The sequence below is a fragment of the Alishewanella sp. d11 genome (assembly GCF_049390205.1).
Lineage (GTDB): Bacteria > Pseudomonadota > Gammaproteobacteria > Enterobacterales > Alteromonadaceae > Alishewanella.
The window spans coordinates 1,401,709-1,423,275 of the sequence record NZ_CP186547.1 but is presented as its reverse complement, the minus strand read 5'-3'; the positions used below and the strand labels follow the sequence as shown (position 1 = coordinate 1,423,275).

Below are 21,567 nucleotides of genomic sequence, written 5' to 3'. Positions count from 1 at the left end.
GAGCGGGTAATGAATATCTCCCAACCCTTTATTTTAAGGCCGGTTGCAACCTCGTTATTAATGCTGGCGCTATTGATTGCCGGCATTTTAAGTTGGCGGCAATTACCTGTGGCCGCCTTGCCGCAAGTTGATTACCCAATTATTCAAGTGTTTAGTTTTAACCCTGGAGCCAGCCCCGATATTATGGCGCGCACGGTCACTGCTCCGTTGGAGCGACGCCTCGGCCAGATCCCGGGTCTAAAGCAAATGACCTCCAATAGCTCTGCCGGTGCCTCAGTGATTACGTTGCAGTTTGCGCTAGTGGTTGATATGGGCGTGGCGGAACAAGAAGTTCAGGCGGCCATTAATACCGCGTCCTCACTGCTGCCCTCGGATATGCCGACTCCGCCTATTTATCGTAAGGTGAATCCGGCCGATGCGCCTATCCTGACGTTAGCCATTAGCTCGGACACGCTACGCTTACCGCAAGTCTATGATTTAGTTGATACTCGGATGGCACAAAAACTGGCGCAGTTGCCTGGGGTAGGGATGGTCAGTTTAGCCGGTGGTCAACGCCCAGCGATTCGGGTAAAAGCCAACCCCGGTGCTTTGGCGAATATGAATCTGAGCTTAGACAATTTACGAAGCGCCATTGCTGCTGCTAATACCAATCAGCCAAAGGGCAGTTTTGATGGGCCTTTTCGCTCCACGTTGTTGGATGCCAATGATCAAATTCGCGATATCGCAGAATATCAGGATTTAATTATTGCTTGGCGTGATAATGCACCGGTTAGGCTGCGCGATGTCGCTCGGGTGGAAGAAGGTGCTGAAGATCGCTTTTTAGCGGCTTGGGCCAATCAACAACCTGCAGTATTGCTGAATATTCAACGCCAGCCAGGCGCCAATGTGATCGAAGTGGCGGATCGGGTGCGTGAGCTGTTACCACAATTAACCGCCACCATGCCAGCTGCAGTTGATGTGACTATTTTGACCGACCGTACCCAAAGTATTCGCGCCTCGGTGCGTGATGTGCAAAAAGAGCTGGTATTTGCGATCTGTCTGGTTATTTTAGTTACCTTTGCCTTTTTAAAAACCATCCCTGCGACCATTATTCCTAGCTTGGCGGTGCCTCTATCCATAGTCGCAACCTTTGCCGTGATGCTTTGGCTCGACTTTTCGGTTAATAACTTAACGTTGATGGCGCTAACTATTGCGACTGGCTTTGTGGTCGACGATGCCATTGTTATGTTAGAAAACATTGCGCGGCACCGCGAGCAAGGGGCTTCACCGATGGCGGCGGCTTTAAAAGGGGCCAAAGAAATTGGTTTTACGCTGATTTCACTAACGGTATCGCTGATTGCAGTATTAATTCCATTGTTGTTTATGGCCGATGTGGTCGGCCGCTTATTCTATGAGTTTGCGGTCACGCTGGCGGTGGCAATTTCGATTTCATTGGTGGTGTCCCTAACCTTAACGCCGATGATGTGCGCGCGCATGCTTACGGCAATGCCGGCCCATGATAAACCGGATGATGTTATTACGCGGGTGATTAAGCGTTATGGCCTGATGTTGCAATGGGTATTGCGTCATCAACGCTTGGCCATGGCGACCATGGTCGGCACGATCGCCTTAACAGCTGGGCTCTATCTGGCGGTACCAAAAGGCTTTTTCCCGATCCAAGATAGTGGCGTGATCCAAGTAATCACCGAAGCGCCGCAGGATATTTCTTTCCAAGCAATGGCACAGCGGCAGCAGCAATTAGCGGCACAGCTATTAGCGCATCCCGAAGTAGTTAGTTTATCGTCTTTTATTGGCGTTGATGGTAGCAATAGCAGTATTAATAGCGGCCGTATTCTGATTAACCTAAAGCCGCATAATGCGCGCAGCCAAACGGCTGTCGAAATTATTCGTGAATTAGAGCAGCAGGTTGCCACTGTGCCCGGCATCAAAGGCTGGTTTCAACCGGTGCAAGAGCTCAGTATTGAAGATCGAGTCAGTCGCACCCAGTACCAGTTTACCTTAAGCACACCGGATTACGAGGTGTTGGGGCAATGGTTGCCAGAGTTAATGGCGGCCTTGGCCGAGCAACCCGCGTTATCAGAAGTAGCGCATGATCTGCAGGAGCAAGGTTTACAAGCCTATATCGATATTGATCGCAATGCGGCAGCGCGTTTAGGGCTTAGTGTGGCGCAGATCAGCTCAGTGCTGCAAAGTGCTTATAGTCAGCGGCAAATTTCGACCTTATTTACTCAATCAAATCAGTATCGGGTGGTGTTAGAGGTTGATCCCGAGCAAGTGCAGGGCATTGCGGCACTGGATAAGCTGTATTTAACCAGCAGTAGTGGCGCAACGGTGCCTTTATCAGCTGTGGCCACGGTCAGTCAGCGGCCAACGCGCTTGCTGATTAATCAGCAAGGGCAATTTCCAGCTGTGACGCTGTCGTTTAATCTGGCCGCAGGCTATTCGCTGGGCGAAGCGGTGGCGGCTATTGAGCAGGTGCAGCAACAATTGCAACTGCCGCCTGAAGTCGAGTTAACCTTCCAAGGCGCAGCCGAAGCCTTCCGCGCCTCGTTAAGCAATACCTTATGGCTGATTTTGGCAGCGGTTTTGACTATGTATATTGTACTGGGCATTTTATATGAGAGTTTAATTCATCCGCTAACCATTCTTTCTACCTTACCTTCGGCGACGGTAGGGGCTTTGCTGGCCTTATTGCTGACTCAGCAACCACTGGATTTGATCGCAGTCATTGGCATTGTGCTGTTGATTGGTTTGGTGAAGAAAAACGGCATTATGATGGTCGACTTTGCGTTGGATGCCCAGCGCAATCAAGGTATGACACCGGCCGATGCCATCTATCAGGCCGCCTTAATGCGTTTTCGACCGATTTTAATGACCACCTTAGCGGCCTTATTTGGCGCGATACCGTTAATGCTATCGACCGGCTCGGGAGCGGAGCTGCGTCAGCCGTTGGGTTTAGTAATGGTAGGCGGTTTACTGGTCAGTCAGGTGTTAACGCTATTTACCACGCCGGTGGTGTATTTATGGTTTGATAAATTAGTGAAAAAGCGTCCAGTATTAACGGACGAGGCGGCACTCGTATGAATCTTGCTCAGCCTTTTATACAGCGACCGGTAGCCAGTGGCCTGATTGCCACCGCCATTTTATTGCTGGGGTTATTAAGCTGGCGCTTATTGCCGGTATCGCCCTTACCGGCCATTGACTTTCCGATGATCGTGGTCAGTGCTAGCTTGCCAGGGGCTAGCCCAGAAAGTATGTCATCTACGGTAGCAACGCCCCTGGAACGCGCCTTGGGCAGTATTTCTGGGGTCCGCCGCATTAGCTCGTCTAGCAACCAAGGCTCAACCCAAATCCGCTTAGAATTTGAGTTAGATCGTAATGTCGATGATGCGGCGCGCGAAGTGCAAGCGGCCATCAATGCCGCCCGTGGCCAATTGCCCTCTGGGATGCCTGGGAATCCGGTCTATCGGAAGTTTAATCCATCGCAAGCGCCTATTATGGCCTTAGCGCTTAGTTCAGAACATTTAGCCGGTAGCGTGCTGTACGACAATGCCTCCACGGTGTTGGCGCAAAAACTGGCACAAATTACCGGGGTGGGCGAAGTCGAGGTAACAGGCTCGTCATTACCGGCAGTACGCATTCAATTGAATCCGGGGATGCTGGCTAATTACGGTGTGGCCTTAGATGAGGTGCGTACGGCCATTAGCAGTATTAATGCTTCTGTGCCACTAGGTGTGTTAGAAAGCGATACGCATCGTTGGCAAGTCGCCACCAGTGAAACCTTGCGTCGCGCGGCAGATTATCAAGATTTGATTATCAAATATAGCAATGGCGCCCCTATTCGCTTAGCGGATGTGGCCTTGGTGACGGATTCCACAGAAAACCGCTACAGCTCAGGCTTTCATAACGATAAAGATGCGGTGATCCTGATGATTAGCCGCCGCACTGGTGCCAATATTGTGGCGACCATTGATGCTATTTACGCACAATTACCGCTCTTACAAGCCTTAACCCCCGCTGGGGCTGATTTAGCCGTGGTGATGGACCGCAGCCCAGTTATTCGGGCCACGCTGACCGAAGCGCAGCTGAGTTTAGCCTTGGCTGTCGTCCTGGTAGTGTTAGTTGTGTGGGCCTTTTTAGGTAATTTCCGTAGTGCACTGATCCCCAGCGTCACCATCCCCGTGTCGTTAATTGGTGCCTTTAGTGTGATGTATTTACTGGGGTTTTCGCTCAATAATTTATCAGTAATGGCATTAATTGTGGCGGCAGGTTTGGTCGTCGATGATGCGATAGTGGTGGTAGAAAATATTCGGCGGCATTTAGAGCGCGGCCTAACACCCTTGCAGGCGGCACGTCAGGGCGTTGCAGAAGTCGGTTTTACGCTAGTGGCGATGAACTTAGCGCTGATTATGATTTTCTTGTCGATCTTGTTTATGGGCGGCTTAGTTGAGCGGTTGTTCCGTGAGTTTTCTATTACGCTGGTGGCAGCGATGGTGATTTCGTTACTGATTTCACTGACCCTAACCCCCAGTATGTCGGCGCTCATGCTGCGTAAACCCACTGCACAACATCGTGAGCAAGGTTTCTTTTGGCAACTGCAGCAGGGCTACCGGCGCAGTATTGATTTCTCGCTGCAGCATTATCGCTGGATCTTGGTGTTAATGGTGCTACTGTTTGGTGCCAGTGCCTGGTTGTACAGTAAGGTGCCTTCTGGTCTGCTGCCAGAGCAAGATACCGGCCAATTAAACGGCTTTGTTCGTGGTGACGATGGCGCCTCATATCAAATGATGGTGCCGAAAATCGAAGCTTTCCGGCAATATGTGCTGCAAGATCCGGCCGTTGCCGATCTTACCGGCTCGGCCGGCGGCAATACTGGAGTCAGTAATTCTTGGATGCGGGTGCGCTTAAAGCCGCTTGCCGAACGTCAAGTGTCGGCGCGTGAAGTAGTCGACCGATTACGCGCAAATGCGCCCAAGGTGCCAGGTGGCATTTTGTTTATGAATGTCGATCAGGATATTCGCTTATCCTCGCCTTTTGGTCGCAGCGATTACGAAGTACAGTTATTATCGGATGATCTCAGCCTCTTACGGCGCTGGGGTAAAGTGGTAGGCGAAAAGCTACAAGATTTACCTGAGCTAGTGGATGTTGATACACCAGGAGGCGAGGATGCGCAACAAATTGTGCTGAACATTGATCGCGAAGCTGCCCAGCGCTTAGGCGTAGATATGCGTACTGTGGCCAGTATGCTGAATAACTCGTTCTCGCAGCGTCAAGTTGCCACTTTGTACGATCAACAAAATCAGTACCGCATTGTGATGGAATTGCTACCGGGGTATACCGCACAGCCCGAGGTTTTACAGCAACTGCAAATTATCACTGCGGATGGCCGGCAGGTACCGCTAGCGACCATTGCCAGTTACCAATATGGGTTGGTTAATGACCGAGTGCAGCACGATGGCCAATTCGCGGCAGTGAATATTGGTTACGGTTTGGCACCTGATATCACTATGGAACAAGCGTCGGCGGCCATTGATCGCGCTATGGCTGAAATTATGTTACCTAGTGCGATTGTGGCGATCAGCGGTGAAAACCAGCGTAATGCGATGTTTGCTACCAGCGATCAAACCTGGCTGATTATTGCAGTCATCGTTGCGGTGTATTTGCTGTTAGGGGTGTTGTACGAGAGTTTGCTGCAGCCCATAACTATCTTGTCGACTTTACCTTGCGCTAGTTTAGGCGCCTTACTGGCATTATATTTAACTAAGACTGACTTTAACTTGATCGCTTTGTTGGGGCTGTTTTTATTAATCGGTATCGTGATGAAAAATGCCATTTTGCTGGTGGATTTTGCCTTAGCAGCAGAACGACAACAGGGTTTATCTGCCAAAGAAGCGGTGGCGTTGGCAGCACAACAACGCTTAAGGCCGATCCTGATGACCAATTTCGCTGCTTTACTGGGCGCTTTACCTCTGTTATTAGGTGTTGGTGAAGGCTCAGAGCTGCGTCAACCACTCGGTATTACGATTGTTGGCGGCTTATTGGTTAGTCAGTTATTAACCCTATACACCACGCCAGCGGTCTATTTGTTGGTGAGTAAAATCCGCTTTGCTAGCAAGACCGCTACTAAGCCAACCGTGCCGGCTTAGTGCATCTAATGCAGTCATGGACATTAGTAGCATCACCCCCAAGTGTGGGGTGATGCTATCTCGCAATATCGTCGTTAACGCTTAAGAACCTAGCCGATATTGACTATCAAGTTGACTAATACCCAGGCCACTTTTCTTGGTGACTCTCAGTTGGGTAGGGATACGCTCTTTCATCGCCTCGATATGGCTAATCACCCCAATCATTTTGCCCGACGCATTAAGGTTATCTAAGGCATTGAGCGCGACATCTAGCGTTTCGGTATCTAAGGTGCCAAAGCCTTCATCCAAAAACAGCGAGTCGATACTGGTTTTATGGCTTACGAGGTCGGAGAGCGCCAAAGCCAGCGCGAGACTGACTAAAAAGCTTTCACCACCCGATAAGGTTTTGGTATCGCGTTCGCTATCGCCTTGCCAGGTATCTAACACGCTGAGTGTTAGTGCCTCGGCTTCTTTGCGTTTTAGAAGATAACGGCCATGCAACCGGGCCAATTGTTTATTCGCTAAAAACACCAGATTGTCTAAGGTTAAGCCCTGTGCAAAGCGCCGGAATTTATCGCCAGTGGCCGAACCGATTAGCGCATGTAAATAGCTTAGATCATCATAGTGCTGTTGTTGCACCCTAATTTTTTCCAGCAAGCTTTGTTGCCGGCACATTTCCTGTTGTTGCTGTTGCAATTGCTGGCTAATTTGCCCTAATCGGCTGTGTAACTGCGCTTGTTCTTGCTGCAGCGTAGCGAGCTTAAGGTTGACTTGCTCCAAGCTGACAAACTGCCACTCTGCTGCTTGAGGCAGTTCTAGCATGGCTGAGTGTTGTTGTGCTGCCTGTTGCAGTAAAGAACGACGGCTTTCGAGCTGTTGATCGAGTTGTTGTTTTAATGCCTGTAACCGACTGCGTTCGGCTTCGGGTAACAATGCGGCACTAAAGGCGGCGGCATCGGCAAAAGGGCTATCGGCCAATTGCTGTTGCCAAGCTTGCTGTAATGTCGACGTGCTTTGCGTCAGTCGTTGTACTTGTTGTTGCAAGGTGGCAATGATCGCGGATAGCTCGCTGTCTGCGTGTTGTAATTGCTGATGTTGCTGTTGCTGTACAGTAAATTCCTGCTCTGCCGTGCTAAGAGCGCTTTGACTTTGTTGTCGTGCTTCGCTAATCAGGCGTGTCCCAAACAGCTGGTATCGCTGTTGTTGTTGTGCCAGCAGTTGCTGGTTAAGCGTGGCTAACTGCTGCTGTTGCTCGGATATTTGGGTAGCGCCCTGCTGTTGCTGTTGCTTTAATGCGGTGAGCTCAGTGTCTTTTACCAAGGCTTGTTGTTGCCATCGCTGAAGTTGCTGTTGATGTTGCTGGTAAAGTGCCACATCTTGCTGCTTTTGGTTGAGCCAAGTGGCTAAATCAGCTTGGGGTGTGGCATAACCTTGTGCTGTAATTTGTGCTAATAACGTTTGCTCAAGCTGCCGACACTGTTGTTGTAATTGCTGAACTTGGGCTTCAAGTTGAGTCTGTTGCTCTGTGGTACTTTGTTGTTGTTGTTGCAGCAGCTTTAGTTCATGTTGCAGCTTATCTAACTCGCGTTCAGCGTTTAGTTTCTCTTGCGCGGCTTGCTGAGCGGCCTTTTCTGCCTGTCGCAGCTGTTTTAGTTGTTCGGCTAGTGTATCCGCTTGCTGTTGCAATTGGGTATACAGGTCTGTTAAGGCCGACAGATCCGCGATGTCTGCTGAGCAATTTAATTGTGGAAGCAGTTGCTGCCACTGTGCGAGAGCCGTTGTTTGTTGTTGCGCTAAGCTTGCCAGTAACGCTGTGCTTTCGGCTAGCTGGTTATTAGTGCTATCCAGCGCTTCACGGCATTGTTGGCCTTGCTCGCTAGTTTGCTCTAGCAACAGGGTACAAGCTTGTCTACGTTGCAGTGTATCGGATAAATCTAGCGCTGCACCGTTAAGCAATGGATGCTTGGTCGCGCCACACAAAGGACAAGCCGTATCAGGTTGCAGTTGCTGCCGAAAATGCGCCAACTGCTCTTCTTGGCTTAGTAGCTGGTTTAGGTCTTTGAGTTGTTGTTGCAGGCTTTTATAGTGTTCTGCCAGCACCGTTCGCTGCTGGCTCAGTTGCTGCTGTTGTAGCTGTAATTGTTGCACCTCAGCGTGTAAGCGTTGCTGCGTTTGTGCGCGCTGTTGATAGTTTTCTTGTAAGGCTTGCGCCTGATGAAATAGCGGCCAGCACTGATTGAGCGTGTTAAGTTGTTGCTCCAATGTTGACTCATCAGCTTGCGCAGCCAATTGTTGCCAATGAAGTTGCAAACGGCTGCTGTTTTGCGCTTGCTGCTGCACCAGCTGTTGTTGCTGTTGCAGAGTACTCGCCTGTTGCTGATAGTTTTGCTGTTGTGTCTGCGCCTGTTGTTGCAGCTTGGCGAGTGTTTGGCGTGCCAGTTGGGTGTGATGCTGCTCTTTTGTTAGCTGGTTAAGTTGCTGACGCCAGCCGGTGAGTAAGGTTGCGGTCGAGGCATCGGCGTGATGCTGATCTAAATACTCTTGCTCAGTGGCGCATTGCTGGGCTAATTGCTGTAATTCGTTATGTAACTGTTGCTGTTGTTGCTGCTGCACGTCCGCTTGTTGCTGCAGCTGCTGCAGGCGTTGTTGCTGTTCAGTCTGCTGTTGTCGCAGGCTACTGATCTGCTGATCCAGTGGCAGTACTTGCTCTGTTAGCAAGGTGTCCAGTTGTTGCTGGCTATGGCGTTGTGCAGTGAGGTGCTCGGTTGCTGCGGCCAAGGCAGTGTGACTGATGCTTAGCTCGGCACTGAGTGCCTGCTTGCGCTGTTGCTGCTGCTCTAGCTCAAGCTGACGCTGTGTTAGCTCGTGCTGGCTATTTTGTAACAGGATCCAAGGCATCCGCAGTCGTTCAGCGGGTTCACTTTGCTGCAGGCGGCTGAACTCTGGCGCGGCAGCCGCATGTTGTTGCTGCGCTTGGGCAAAGTTTTCACTGGCAAGCTGTTGTTGTTGCTGTGCAGCGATCAAGTTTTGCCACCACCGACTATGCGCCTGGCTATCGTCTAATTGTTGTTGTAACAGCTGGTGTTGTTGCTGTAACTGCGCTTGCTCTTGCGTGAGCGCATCATGTTGCTCCTGAGTGAGTAATTGAAAACTACCGGCTTGGGCTTCTAGCTCGCGCAGCAGTTGTTTCGCCTCGGTAAATTGCTCATGTACTTTCTTGGAGATCACACCGTAAATCTCGGTGCCAGTGAGTTCTTCCAGTAGTTCGGCGCGATCGGCATCGTTAGCATTTAAAAAAGCCGCAAAATCGCCCTGTGACAGCAGCATGGATTTGGTAAATCGACCAAAATCTAAGCCGGTAATGTTTTCGATTTCTTCGGCTTTTTGCCGCACCTGATTGGCAATGACTTTGCCGTTTTCGACATAAGCCAGCTCAACATCTGCGGGTTGTAAATTACCTTCAGGGTTGCCCCGAGCGCGGCGCATACTCCAAAAGGCGCGATAGGCGGTGCCTTTTACCTCAAACTCCACTTCCGCTAAGCACTCGGCAGTTCCGCGGGTCATAATGTCATTGGCTGAGCTGGAGATGGCGCCTAAGCGTGGTGTTTGATGATACAGCGCTAAACAGATGGCATCGAGTAAGGTGGTTTTACCGGCGCCGGTTGGCCCGGTAATGGCAAAAAGGCCATTTTCAGCGAAGGGTGATTGGCGAAAATCAATTTTCCAGTCGCCTTTTAGCGAGTTAAGATTTTTTAAGCGCAGCGTGAGTATTCTCATGACTGTTGCCCCTGCGCCAGCTCAGACACTAATTGCGTAAAGTGCTGTTGGATACGGTTGCGTCTCGCCTCCGCAGTTTCATCTGTAAAATCTTCCATGGCTAACCTTTTGGCAAACACTTGCTCGGGAGTCAGTTCTGCTAAGGTTTGCTGCTGTTCACTGGTTAATGCTTGTCGTTTTGCATTTTTTAGCCGCTTTAACTGCAAAATATCGACATTGCTGCCTTCGACTAACTTTTGGATCCGTTGCTGTAAGTCAGGTAAAAAATCTTCGGTCATTACCTCCAAACACAGCCAAACCGTTTGCTCCGGGTAATTCGCTGCCACGGTGGGGATCGCTCGTGCCAGCTCAGCAAGATCACCCCGTAATACCTGCATAGGTTGAAATTGGGGTACCGCAAGGGTGCGGATGTGTTGGCGCTTTGCGCCAGTAAACTCAACTACTACCACCTGTTTTTCGGTATTAAGCTCATCAAAACTCAAGGGGATAGGCGAGCCGCTGTAGCGAATATGCTCCGTTTTGGCAACTTTTTGCGGTCGGTGAATATGGCCTAGCGCAATATAATCTGCCGGTGGAAAACCCTCAGCAGCAAAGCCGTCTAAGGTGCCGATATAAATCTCGCGCACACTTTCTGATTGACTGACCCCTAAGGCGGTTAAGTGGCCAGTGGTAATAATTGGCACCTCTAGTTGCTGTTGCTGCCGCAGTTCTAAGGCATAAGCATAGATCGCTTGATAATGCTGAGCTATGGCTTCACCCAGCGCCTGACGTTTCTCCAGCCCGCCTGTACCGGCGCTGCTTTGTAAGATGTCTTTGGCGCGAATAAAGGGCACGGCACAGACGATAGCGCCGATGGCGCCGCTGCGATCCGGTAACAGTATCACTTGCTCGGTCAAGGGTAGATCGGTGCTGGCGATCACATAGCTATTCAGGCAAGCTAAGAGTTGACGCGATTCATTTAACACCGCCACGGCATCATGATTTCCCCCCAAGACCACTAAGCGACATTGACGTTTTTGTAGCTCTACCACAAAGTGGTTATAGAGTTCCCGCGCATAGCTGGGCGGGGTACCGGTATCAAAAATATCGCCAGCGATAATCACGGCATCGATTTGCTCAGACTCGACTTGCTGCAATAGCCATTGCATAAAAGCTTGATGTTCGTTTTTGCGGGTTTTAGTAAAAAAACTCTGGCCCAGATGCCAGTCTGAGGTATGCAGCAGTTTCAAAATGCGATCCCTGTGTTGCCGGTATTACGGTTGTTGGCGGGCTGCCTGTTGTTGTAATAACTGACGAAACTCCTTTGCAGGCAGCGGCTTGCTGTAATAATACCCCTGATAGTAATCGCAGGCCATGTCTTTTAAGGTGGCGAGTTGGTTTGCGGTTTCTACCCCTTCTGCCAGTACCTCAAAACCTAAGGTATGACCCAGTTCAATAATGGCTTTACTGATTTGCCTGTCTTTTTCGTTTGAGGTTATACGATCAATAAAACGGCGATCAACTTTCAAAACATCGACGGGCAATTGTTGCAGATAGGCGAGGGAAGAATAACCTGTACCAAAGTCATCTATCGCCAGCCGGATCCCAATTGTTCTTAATTGCTGCATGGTATCAATGACTTGCTCCTTGTTTTGCATTAATGCCGTTTCGGTAACCTCTAATTCCAATAAGTGTGCGGGGAAATGGCTGGCTTGCAGCATTCTCGCTACCTGTTGCTGTAAATCACCCTTGCTAAATTGGTGCGAAGAGACGTTAACGGCGAGTCTGACAGCAGGCAATCCTTCCTCCAACCAAGTCTGTCCTTGATAACAGGCTTGTTTTAGAACAAGTTGGCCAATCGGATAAATTAACCCACATGCCTCTGCGATAGGAATAAACTTATCTGGTGCGATAAAACCTTGTGCCTGATCAAACCAGCGGATCAGTAGCTCAGCTCCGATAATCTGGTTAGTGCTTAGATCAATTTGCGGTTGATAGTAGCAAGTCAGTAATTCTTGTTGGATAGCTTGGCGTAATTTGCCTTCCAGCACTAGCCTTTCCCGCGCTAATTCGGTTAACTGATCAGTGTAGTAACAATAGGTGTTACGACCATCGGCTTTTGCCTTGTATAGCGCCGCATCTGCGCCTTGTAGCAAGGCCTCAACGTTATCGGTGTGTTGTGGGAACAGGCTGATACCAATAGAGGCAGAGCTACTCACTTCGATATCAAAATCCAGCACTAAGGGGTGCTGTAATGCTTTTAACAGATCCCGAGCAAAATGCGCGGCATCCTCTACATGTATTAAGTTTTCCAGCAAGATGGCAAATTCGTCTCCACCCAACCTGGCAAGAGTATGTTGTTGGCCACAACAAATTTGCAGTTTTTCCGCAATACGGTTAAGTAGTATATCGCCAACATTGTGGCCATAAGATTCATTGATGGTTTTAAAATTGTCTAAATCTAAAATCAAAACCGCCAGTTGCAGGTGCTGGGTCTGTGCTGCTGTAACTGCTTGCGCCAGTTTAGCCGCAAACAGATGGCGATTTGGTAAATGTGTTAAGGGGTCGTACTGGGCGAGAAAGGCCAGCTTAGCTTCTTGTTGTTTTTGCTCAGTTAAATCAATATCGATGCAATAAATCTGTGGTTTTTTATCGGGTAAGATAATTACCGCATGTGAGGAATAAACATTCACCAAGCTGCCATCTTTGCGTTTTAACGTTAACTCTTCGGCGGCTCTAGGTTCGCCAGAGCTTGCCATTAAGGTAATCGCCTCTTGTACCCCTTCACGCATATAATCTGGAATGATTAAATCTAACAAATTCTTACCGAGCGCTTCATGGCGGTTATACCCATAAATCAGCTCACTGCCTTTGTTCCAGTAAAGGGTTTTACCATCTTCGTTATAACCTTGTACTGAAATATTAGGCATATTATCGAGTAAAACTCGAAAACGTAGCTCACTTTCTTGTAATTGCTGTTGGGCCAAAGCAACCGCCGAGATATCTTGCACTACAGATAAAAACCGTGCCTGATTGTGTTTTGTGGTGGGCAGAATTGCGACCGATAATCTCGCCCAAATGACTTGACCATTTTTGTGTAAGTAACGTTTCTCAATGGTATATTGCTGGATTTCTCCCGCTAAGGCTTGTTGTAATAGGATTTCATCTTTGGCTAAATCCATTGGATGCGTGATATGTTGAAAGGTCATCTGTTTTAATTCAGCAGCACTGTAGCCTAAAATATTACAGAACTCTTGGTTCAGCTGAATAAAACGACCATCGGCACCAACATAAGCCATACCGGCTGCGGCTTGGGTAAAAGTGGCATCGAGCAGTTGCTCGGAGTCCGCTAATGAGGACGCAAAAAAGTACCGTTGTTTTAGTAAAACCCAAGCGATCAGCGCGGTAAGAATGACATAGGCAGAGCCTTTATAGGTTTGATAACGGGCTAGTTGCTCGGGATCTTTAATAATTGTCAGTAATAGCTGATCACTAAAGTGAATCCAAATTAAACCAAACACCAAGTAAATTGCTGCACCAAGTAGAGGATAAAAATTTCCTTTATCAAATGCTACTCTGCTCATACGGGATCCATTTTTATCCAATTACGAACGAATTCATGGAATAAGCATAGTTGATATTAAGTGTTTGTTTAAATTATGCATTAAAAAAGGGCCTAAATAGGCCCTTAAACACAGTAAAGCTTGCGGTCTACTATCAGAACGAATACACCAAGGTTAGAGAAGTTTGTGTATCGGTATTTTCTTTATTCGCTGTTACGTCAGAGTCATTTTGAATTAAAAACGCCGCTTTCATCTGCATAGCGCCATTGATTCGAGCACTTATAGCACTTTCAGCAATGGTTCGCGTATTATCACTGCTGTATTCCACGCTAATTTTTTGGGTAAAGTTGGCAGACTCGCTAATTACCCACTTAAAGGAAGCTGCGCCACGCGCTAATAGCCCATTTTCTTTTTCGGTGTTAGCACGTTCCGCAGTGTAATAACCCGGACCTATTTCAACATCGAGAAACTTATTTTCAGCATTTAGTAAGCGCGTACCATAACCCGCTGCTACCGTAGTATATTTGGTAAAAGCACCAAATTTGTCATCGGTATAAGAGCCTAACAGGAATAAATTATCAAACTCGGCGGTTAATTTATAGGCACCTTTTGCTGATACAAGATAACGCTCTGCCGATCGCTCACGGATTTTGTTACCTTCAGCATCTGTTTTTTCATCTTCTTTAAAAAAAGCACTCAGAATGTAATTATTACTCCATTGCGTTAATTCTTGCTTGGCATCGATTTTACCTGTTATGGAGGTACCTGAGGTGTTACCCGAAGTCGTAATAGCACCCAGCTCGGCTGAGGTTTGCCATGTTTTATTTTCATTTGCTTGTGCTTGACCGATAAATATCAAGCTAAGTGACGCAGCTATAGCGACTAACTTCATACTGACTCCTGTACATGTTTTTTGATATGAAGATCCATTTGTGGAAACGGGATACTGATACCATTGGCATCAAAGGCTAACTTAATTTTTTCTAAAGTATCCCAATACACATCCCAATAATCTTCTGTTTTGACCCAAGGTCGGACGATAATATTTACCGATGAATCTGCGAGTTCTGATAGTCGAATATTAGGTGCAGGTTCGGCGAGCACTCGCGGATCATTGCTAATTATCTCTTGCAGAATTGTTTTCGCTTTAAGTAAATCGGAGTCATAGCTAATACCCACCACTAAATCTACTCTACGCGTTGGTTCAGCGGAGAAATTGGTGATACTGGTCCCAGTGATTTGCGCATTGGGTACGATCACTCGTTTGTTATCAGGTGTTTTCATCGTTGTCTGAAAAATTTCGATTTTGTCTACGGTGCCAGTGATGCCTCCGGCGTCAATAAAGTCACCTGACTTGAAAGGGCGAAATAAAATAATTAACACACCAGACGCGAAATTCGACAGTGAACCTTGCAATGCCAAACCGACCGCTAGACCTGCAGCACCCAAGATGGCAATAAAAGACGTCGTTTGCACCCCTATTTGCGAGAGCGCCATCAATGCAGTGGCGATAATGAGAATGGCATACACAATACTGCATAAAAATGACACTACAGCTTTGTCGATGTTGCGAGATAACAAGCCTCGTTCAAGTAGTTTGGAGATGCTGCGGGCAATAATGCGGCCAATATAAAAAATGACAATGGCGATAATAAACTTAACTAGATAGCCAAGTAAAACCTGATGATTTTCCTGAAATAGTGTAGTTATTTGTTCCATTTTTCACTCCTGTGAAACGGTGTTTAAAAAGATCCTTGGGTTTATTAGTCCAAGGTCAAGATGCTGCTACAAAGGGTTGGAAATAGCGGCAACTTGGTCAAGCATAGCATTTTAAGCTTGGTCGATAAAATGACAGTTTGCCGCGTTGGTAAAAAAAGGCTTGGTGACTAGCCTGATTTTTGGTTAAAATAGACGACTAAAGTGGTGATTGTAGCTCAGTTGGTAGAGCCCCGGATTGTGATTCCGGTTGTCGTGGGTTCGAGCCCCATCAGTCACCCCACTTCTTCCCTAACGCCCTCGTTATTCCTTATAGCTAATCGACCCATTGCCCTTTTATTAAACTATTTTTATGCTGAACTGGCTCTGAATTAGCTATTGGCCGATGTTTCATCTAGGCATTAGACTTAATTACACAGACATTAAGGGCAATACTTTATGGACTTATCGCGATTACAGCTGCAGTTACAACAGCCACAGCTGTCGCCAGTGGAAAGCTGGAACCCGCCATTTTGTGGTGATTTACCTATATATATTGATGCAGATGGTCATTGGTATCATCAAGGTAGCAAGATTGCTCGTTTGCCGTTGGTTAAGTTATTTGCCAGTGTTTTGATCTGTCAGGGCGAGGATTATTTCTTACAAACACCTGTTGAAAAGGTGCGGATTCAGGTAGCGGATGTGCCTTTTCTGATTACGCAAAGCCAATGGTTAGCGGGCGCGGCAGGGCCCGAGTTATGGTTAACCACAAACTTAGGCGATACCGTGCTTTTGTCGATAGCCAATCCCTTGTCGTTGCAGTTATTTGCTGGGCAACAAGTACCTTATCTAAATCTATGGCGTGGCTTATCTGCTCGCCTGCATCGTAATGTCTATTATCAGTTAGTAGAACATGCTGAATTTGAGGAAAGCTGCTGTGATACTGATTCTTCAAGCACGAGTGCGGTGCTGCAACGTTGGAGTATCAATAGTGCAGGTCATCGCTTTGTTCTTGCTGAAGAAAGAGTGCCGGTTTGAGCGGCTTGTAAAAGATCGAACGACGTTTTTACACGAATTACCGCAATATCATTGCTCTGCTGCTTAATCAGGCTCATAGTTTGTATTCTACTCCCAGAGGAATATAACTATGATAAAAGCGTCTACCCTGGTGTTAGCGATGGGATTGTTCTCTCCAGTCGCTGCGATAGCCAATCCAATCTATATTCATGCCGGCAAGCTTATCACCGCTGAGGATAAACAAATCCTCAGCGCGCAAACTATTATTGTGGTGGATGATAAAATTACAGAAGTAAAGGCGGGGTATCATAATCCTAATACAACAGGCCAGGTTATTGATTTACGAAATCATACCGTTTTACCTGGCTTGATGGATATGCATACCCATTTTTCGACGCAAATCAGCGCAACGTCTTATGGTGAAGCGCAGCGTTTAAATGAAGCCGACTTTGCGTTACGCGGCGCGGTGTTTGCTGAAAAAACATTGATGGCAGGTTTTACCACTGTGCGTGAATTGGGCGATAGCCATCATATCAGCGTAGCTTTACGCAAGGCTATTGCCCAAGGCTATGTTAAAGGACCGCGGATCTATGCTGCTGGTAAGTCTTTAGCCACAACTGGCGGGCATGCCGATCCTACGAATGGCTTGGCTTATGCTCTACTGGGTGATCCTGGTCCAAAACAAGGTGTAATCAACGGTGCCGATGATGCGCGCAAAGCGGTGCGGCAACGCTATAAAGAGGGTGCAGATTTAATCAAAGTAACTGCGACCGGTGGCGTATTAAGTGTAGCCAAAAGTGGTATGAACCCGCAGTTTACTACTGAAGAGTTAGCAGCCATAGTCAGCACGGCGCGAGATTACGGCTTTAAAGTCGCGGTGCATGCCCATGGTAAAGAAGGGATGGAGCGAGCGATTAAAGCCGGCGTGGACTCTATTGAGCATGGGACCTTTATGGATAAGGAAACCATGGCGTTAATGAAGAAGCATGGAACTTACTATGTGCCAACCATTAGTGCGGGTAAGTGGGTACAAGATAAAGCGCAGATTGAGGGTTTTTTCCCCGATCTGGTGCGTCCTAAAGCTGCTGCCATCGGACCATTAATTCAGCAAACCTTTGCCAGAGCTTATGAAGCCGGCGTAAAGATTGCCTTTGGTACCGATGCCGGTGTTGGCGCGCATGGTGAAAATTGGCGTGAGTTCGTCTATATGACGGAAGCGGGCATGCCAGCCATGGCTGCTATTCAATCTGCAACGATTGAGGGGGCGAAGTTACTGGGTGTTGAGCAAGAATTTGGTTCCATTCGGGCGGGCAAAGTGGCTGATATTATTGCTGTGCCGGGAGATCCATTACAGGACATTAACGTGATGGGCCAAGTAAGTTTTGTGATGAAAGGCGGTAAAGTCTATAAACAATAGCGCTCAGACACGTTCAGCAGGCGTTAGGCCTGCTGAAAACGTTCAAGTAGCTTTTTCACGTCTAGCTGTATTAATTCGCGTAAATCAATTTCTGCTTGTTGACGCTGCTTATCCTGTTGTCGTGTCAGCTTTTTATCCTGATCTTTCCTAGCTTGGTGGGTAGGCATATTTTTCACCACCTGATACATTTGATATAACCCAGGATAGGTTTGAATCGCATCGGGCTTATTGTCTTGTGGCCAGTGGTCAAGCAAGACCCAAAGGCGTAATGCACCCTCAGAAAGTTCGCATTGTTGTTCTTGCATGGCACGGCTAATCAGCACAATGCTTTCTTGTAAATAGCGTTTCTTTTCGAGCACTTTCACTTGTTGTAACAGCTGCTCTTGTTGTTGACGTTCATTTTGCTGTTTTAACAGCCAAAGCAGTTTGCCAGCATAAAATGCGAGAGCTGCAATAATTGCCGCTCCCAGTAACAATGCTAATGCCCATAATATGGTCACACTTCGTCCTCATCGCCTAATAACGTCTTTCGCCAATCAGTACGTTCGAAACGTGCTAACGGATCCTCATCGTCATCCTGCGCTGCCTGATTTGCGTCAGAGCTTTCTGGATCAGCCAAACCCAATAAAGCTAACAGTTCAGTGAGGCGTGCCGTTTTGGTGTTGAAATACTTTGCATCTTTGCCTGTTAGGATCTCATCCCGCTCTACCCGCTCTAATAGCGCTTGTAACCGAGAGTCTGCTTCAATCTCAGCGAGTTCTGCTTCAGGTGTTATTGCAATAGGTCTAACCGCTTTTAATAATGCTTTGGGCTGTTGTGATAACAATAGCGCCGTATCTTGCTGTTCAGTAACTACCTCAGCACCCAACGGGATAGGCTTTTTGCTGCCAATACGTGGATCTTTATTGGCAGTTTGCTGCTTATTGCTATTTGCCGCTTTAGATTCTTGCATGCTATTGCGGTTACCGGACTTTAATCCCGCGCCTTTTTTCTTGGATTCATCCTTATGTTCCCGAACTTTACGGATCTCACTCGCTGGCAAGTGGCGCTGGCCATTATTGCCGGCATTACGGGATTTTTTTTGACGCGTCATAATAAATTTGCTACCAGTAAAAAAGGGCGCACATTTTAACCAGCTTTACGGAAAATCACCACATCATTTGTTGGAAAAGCCACTTGTAAATGATATTGCTGTGCCAGCCATTGAAAAGTCTGCATACTAAAAAAGCTAATATGCGTTGGGTCACGTTTATAATACCAGTTGGTAAAGGCTGCTGCGTCCGGATAGTATTTTGTCATTATCGCTAGCAGGCCTGTCGGTTTTAGCAGTTCTAGCCAAAGTTGCCATTCTCTGCTCGGATTCACAAAATGCTCTATTGCTTCGGTACAGCTAATAAAGTCATATTGTCGGGTGAGCACGTCGGGGTTATTCGCGAAAAAAGGATCCCAAACTTGCATTGCATGTCCGGCTTCTGACAGCATTTTGGCTAACAAAGGGCCAGGGCCACAGCCAAAATCTAAGCCTTGTTTGACTTCCTTGCCTAGTTCAGACAATAACGGATTAGCAAGTTTACTCAAAAACTGGCGGTAGCCAACATCGGCTACGTCGTTATTGTGTAATAAATAGTGCTGCCGTTCTGCTTCTGGTGACAATAAGTCTGCTCTTGCAACAAAAACCAAGCAACAGTGTTGGCATTGCCAATACAATCGTTGTTGGTCCTGACTAAAGATCGCGGTATGGGTGGTGTGGCAGAGAGGGCAAACCTCATTTGACATAATATTTCTTATTACAATGCTAAATTAAAAACAAAGGGCGATAAGATTAACTTATCGCCCTGTTTATTCGTGCCTAGAGGTCAACACTTCTCTCGATTTGCGTAATTCATCCTGATGCGCAGTCAACACCATGTTGCAAATTATCCGTATGTTATTAAACGCTTTCCCTGCAAAGATTTTTTTATTCGCGATCTTCCTGATACTTTGGTAATCATCCTTGTTTGGCTTTAGAGCCTGATACCTTCTGGGCATCTTAAAACACAGCGCACTTTACGTGCAGATAGCTTCCTTAACTCTGTTATCCATATTGTCGTGCCACCGAAGCGACAGGTTTAATTTACTCCGATATTTGCAGATGACAAGCCCGAACTGCAATAAAATTGTGACCAATATGCGACTTTAGTCTCGATTGCTATATAAATCATTTGTTTATAAAACATTCAGTGATCTAGAAAAGTTCAATAAAAAATGATTTTTGGCAAATGTCTCACAGCGTTTGTGAGATATTTCGCACAATAAAAAACCGGCTAGTTAGCCGGTTTCTGATTTTGCCTGTGTGGCAGGAATTAGTGTAAGCCACCTAAATACTGAGAAAGTACCCGGATGTCTTCATCGGTAAGTTTCTTCGCGACTTCACGCATCATGCCGTTCATATCATTGGCACGCGTACCCGCGCGGAATTCTTCAAGAGTGGTTTTTAGATATTCTGCATTTTGAAAGCCAATGCGTGGAAAACCAGCTAAGCTAGTGCCTGCGCCACGTGGACCATGACAGGCGATACAGGCTGCAATACCACGGTCAGCGTCGCCGCCACGGTAAAGCTTTTGACCGGCTTCAACCACATCTTCTGGTGTAGTGCCTGGCGACATACGTTGTGAAGCAAAGTAAGCTGCCAAATCTTTCATATCTTGATCAGACAATGCGGCAACCATACCATACATAATGGCGTTGGCGCGGCCTTGCTGACCACCTGTGGTCATACCTAATTTATAATCTGTCAGTTGTTTGTATAAATATTGAGCGTGTTGACCCGCCAGTTTAGGGTAGATTGACAGAGGGCTGTTACCATCAGGGCCATGACATGCAGCACAGGTCGCTGATTTTGCTTTGCCTGCTTCGGCGTCACCATCAAAAGCGTTAGCTGTACCGACTAAACCGAATAACAGCGTCAGAGGTAAAATGAGTTTTTTCATGTTTGATCCGTCTCAGTCCGCATTCAAAAGCCAGCAATCTGGCAACAATGAATTATATTTAAGGTGTTTTTTGTCTATTTTACACGAAACTGCCTAAAGTAAAATCCCATCCTTTAGTCAAATGCGTGGCAAATGCTTCTTCCGATCCTCCTGATCCGCTACAATAACACCAAATCAACTGCCGGAGCAGGCCGTGTCTTATACAAAATTTAATTATCAACAAGTCAGTTTTCTTACCAGCGCCCCCGATATTAAAGCTTTGCCAGCTGACGTGGGTATTGAAGTCGCCTTTGCAGGGCGTTCAAATGCCGGTAAGTCGAGCGCTTTAAATACGCTAACTCGTCAGAATAGTTTAGCAAGAATTAGTAAAACGCCAGGGCGAACGCAATTAATTAATACTTTTACGTTGGCTGAAAATAAAAGATTAATTGATTTACCTGGTTATGGTTTTGCCAAAGTGCCCCTCGCTGTAAAGGAAAAATGGCAGAAGTCGCTATCGGAATACTTAGAAAAGCGGCAGAGCCTAAAGGGTATAGTGGTTTTAATGGATATTCGTCATCCTTTAAAAGATTTAGATCAGCAGCTGATTTTTTGGGCCGTACAGAGTAATTTGCCTGTGTTAATTTTATTAACAAAGTCGGATAAGTTGGGGCCGGGTGCGCGCAATAAAATTGTACTGGAAGTGCGTGAAGCCGCTATGGCATTTATGGGTGATGTGCGGGTACAAGCTTTTAGCTCATTAAATAAATATGGCTTAGCTGAGTTTGAACAAGTGCTTGATGGATGGTTCAATAACAGCGCTGAGTAACACAACAGGCTGAAGCGGCTATCAAGCGCGGTGAGGGTAAGCCCGAAAAAAAACCGACCCTAAGTAGGGTCGGTCATAGCAATCGGGGAGAAGCTATATAAATCAAATCAACAGGGTGTCTTATTGCTAAGACATGGCTATTCTATCAGCAATAATTCATTGTTTAAAGTATTTACTCTAAAAAATAGAGTGAAAATTTCAATATGCCTTTTGGTTT

Annotated in this window: 14 protein-coding genes and 1 tRNA gene; 6 read left to right on the top strand and 9 right to left on the bottom strand. The window is 47.1% G+C overall.

Features of this window, described 5'->3' with window-relative positions; translation table 11 throughout:
• Positions 1 to 9: 9 nt before the first annotated feature.
• On the top strand, positions 10 to 3,084 hold the full coding sequence (locus ACO1PK_RS06395; RefSeq protein ID WP_423187840.1) for a multidrug efflux RND transporter permease subunit: 3,075 nt from the start codon (positions 10 to 12) through the stop codon (positions 3,082 to 3,084).
• Positions 3,081 to 6,146, top strand: coding sequence for an efflux RND transporter permease subunit (locus ACO1PK_RS06390; protein WP_423187839.1), 3,066 nt, complete (start codon positions 3,081 to 3,083; stop codon positions 6,144 to 6,146). Before ACO1PK_RS06395 ends, ACO1PK_RS06390 begins: the two co-directional genes overlap by 4 nt.
• An 81-nt stretch (positions 6,147 to 6,227) precedes the next feature.
• On the opposite strand, the gene ACO1PK_RS06385 is transcribed toward ACO1PK_RS06390, so the two are convergent.
• From ACO1PK_RS06385 to ACO1PK_RS06365, 5 genes are all read right to left on the bottom strand, one after another.
• The gene (locus ACO1PK_RS06385) at positions 6,228 to 9,902 is read right to left on the bottom strand and encodes an AAA family ATPase (RefSeq protein WP_423187838.1); all 3,675 of its coding nucleotides are present in this window, start codon (positions 9,900 to 9,902) and stop codon (positions 6,228 to 6,230) included.
• Positions 9,899 to 11,131 (bottom strand): exonuclease subunit SbcD, encoded by a 1,233-nt coding sequence (gene sbcD, locus ACO1PK_RS06380; RefSeq protein WP_423187837.1) that lies wholly within the window; start codon positions 11,129 to 11,131, stop codon positions 9,899 to 9,901. The genes ACO1PK_RS06385 and sbcD overlap by 4 nt, the downstream gene beginning before the upstream one ends.
• Positions 11,132 to 11,155: 24 nt before the next feature.
• Entirely contained in the window at positions 11,156 to 13,465 is a 2,310-nt protein-coding gene (locus tag ACO1PK_RS06375; protein ID WP_423187836.1) for a sensor domain-containing protein, read from the bottom strand.
• Positions 13,466 to 13,598: 133 nt separating this feature from the next.
• Positions 13,599 to 14,336 (bottom strand): DUF481 domain-containing protein, encoded by a 738-nt coding sequence (locus tag ACO1PK_RS06370; protein WP_423187835.1) that lies wholly within the window; start codon positions 14,334 to 14,336, stop codon positions 13,599 to 13,601.
• Positions 14,333 to 15,163, bottom strand: a complete 831-nt coding sequence (locus tag ACO1PK_RS06365; RefSeq protein WP_423187834.1) for a mechanosensitive ion channel domain-containing protein — start codon at positions 15,161 to 15,163, stop codon at positions 14,333 to 14,335. Before ACO1PK_RS06365 ends, ACO1PK_RS06370 begins: the two co-directional genes overlap by 4 nt.
• 204 nt (positions 15,164 to 15,367) lie before the next feature.
• On the opposite strand from ACO1PK_RS06365, the gene ACO1PK_RS06360 reads away from it, so the two are divergent.
• From ACO1PK_RS06360 to ACO1PK_RS06350, 3 genes are all read left to right on the top strand, one after another.
• Positions 15,368 to 15,443 (top strand) — tRNA-His (locus tag ACO1PK_RS06360).
• A 155-nt stretch (positions 15,444 to 15,598) separates the two neighbouring features.
• Positions 15,599 to 16,177 (top strand): DUF1285 domain-containing protein, encoded by a 579-nt coding sequence (locus ACO1PK_RS06355; RefSeq protein WP_423187833.1) that lies wholly within the window; start codon positions 15,599 to 15,601, stop codon positions 16,175 to 16,177.
• A gap of 112 nt (positions 16,178 to 16,289) precedes the next feature.
• Positions 16,290 to 17,573: an amidohydrolase family protein gene (locus ACO1PK_RS06350; RefSeq protein ID WP_423188174.1), complete on the top strand. Its 1,284-nt coding sequence runs from the start codon at positions 16,290 to 16,292 to the stop codon at positions 17,571 to 17,573.
• A gap of 23 nt (positions 17,574 to 17,596) precedes the next feature.
• Here ACO1PK_RS06350 and ACO1PK_RS06345 read toward each other — a convergent pair whose 3' ends face one another.
• The 4 genes from ACO1PK_RS06345 to ACO1PK_RS06330 form a co-directional block, all read right to left on the bottom strand.
• Positions 17,597 to 18,073: a DUF2489 domain-containing protein gene (locus ACO1PK_RS06345; protein WP_423187832.1), complete on the bottom strand. Its 477-nt coding sequence runs from the start codon at positions 18,071 to 18,073 to the stop codon at positions 17,597 to 17,599.
• Positions 18,070 to 18,666 carry a Der GTPase-activating protein YihI gene (gene yihI, locus ACO1PK_RS06340; protein ID WP_423187831.1) on the bottom strand — a complete coding sequence of 199 codons (597 nt, stop codon included), beginning with the start codon at positions 18,664 to 18,666 and terminating at the stop codon, positions 18,070 to 18,072. The genes ACO1PK_RS06345 and yihI overlap by 4 nt, the downstream gene beginning before the upstream one ends.
• A 35-nt stretch (positions 18,667 to 18,701) precedes the next feature.
• A complete protein-coding gene (locus tag ACO1PK_RS06335; protein WP_423187830.1) occupies positions 18,702 to 19,349 on the bottom strand; it encodes a class I SAM-dependent methyltransferase in 648 nt (215 codons plus the stop codon).
• Between the two features lie 566 nt (positions 19,350 to 19,915).
• Positions 19,916 to 20,542, bottom strand: coding sequence for a c-type cytochrome (locus tag ACO1PK_RS06330; protein ID WP_423187829.1), 627 nt, complete (start codon positions 20,540 to 20,542; stop codon positions 19,916 to 19,918).
• A 193-nt stretch (positions 20,543 to 20,735) separates the two neighbouring features.
• Here ACO1PK_RS06330 and yihA point away from each other — a divergent pair, with 193 nt between their 5' ends.
• On the top strand, positions 20,736 to 21,350 hold the full coding sequence (yihA, locus tag ACO1PK_RS06325; protein WP_423187828.1) for a ribosome biogenesis GTP-binding protein YihA/YsxC: 615 nt from the start codon (positions 20,736 to 20,738) through the stop codon (positions 21,348 to 21,350).
• The last annotated feature ends 217 nt before the right edge of the window (positions 21,351 to 21,567 follow it).

Bases quoted from the DNA above. Each gene is read 5' to 3' on its own strand.
- ACO1PK_RS06375 (WP_423187836.1), bottom strand. From the start codon at position 13,465: ATGAGCAGAGTAGCATTTGATAAAGGAAATTTTTATCCTCTACTTGGT.
- ACO1PK_RS06355 (WP_423187833.1), top strand. From the start codon at position 15,599: ATGGACTTATCGCGATTACAGCTGCAGTTACAACAGCCACAGCTGTCG.
- ACO1PK_RS06390 (WP_423187839.1), top strand. From the start codon at position 3,081: ATGAATCTTGCTCAGCCTTTTATACAGCGACCGGTAGCCAGTGGCCTG.
- yihI (WP_423187831.1), bottom strand. From the start codon at position 18,666: ATGACGCGTCAAAAAAAATCCCGTAATGCCGGCAATAATGGCCAGCGC.
- ACO1PK_RS06365 (WP_423187834.1), bottom strand. From the start codon at position 15,163: ATGGAACAAATAACTACACTATTTCAGGAAAATCATCAGGTTTTACTT.
- ACO1PK_RS06335 (WP_423187830.1), bottom strand. From the start codon at position 19,349: ATGTCAAATGAGGTTTGCCCTCTCTGCCACACCACCCATACCGCGATC.
- ACO1PK_RS06395 (WP_423187840.1), top strand. From the start codon at position 10: ATGAATATCTCCCAACCCTTTATTTTAAGGCCGGTTGCAACCTCGTTA.
- ACO1PK_RS06330 (WP_423187829.1), bottom strand. From the start codon at position 20,542: ATGAAAAAACTCATTTTACCTCTGACGCTGTTATTCGGTTTAGTCGGT.
- ACO1PK_RS06370 (WP_423187835.1), bottom strand. From the start codon at position 14,336: ATGAAGTTAGTCGCTATAGCTGCGTCACTTAGCTTGATATTTATCGGT.
- ACO1PK_RS06385 (WP_423187838.1), bottom strand. From the start codon at position 9,902: ATGAGAATACTCACGCTGCGCTTAAAAAATCTTAACTCGCTAAAAGGC.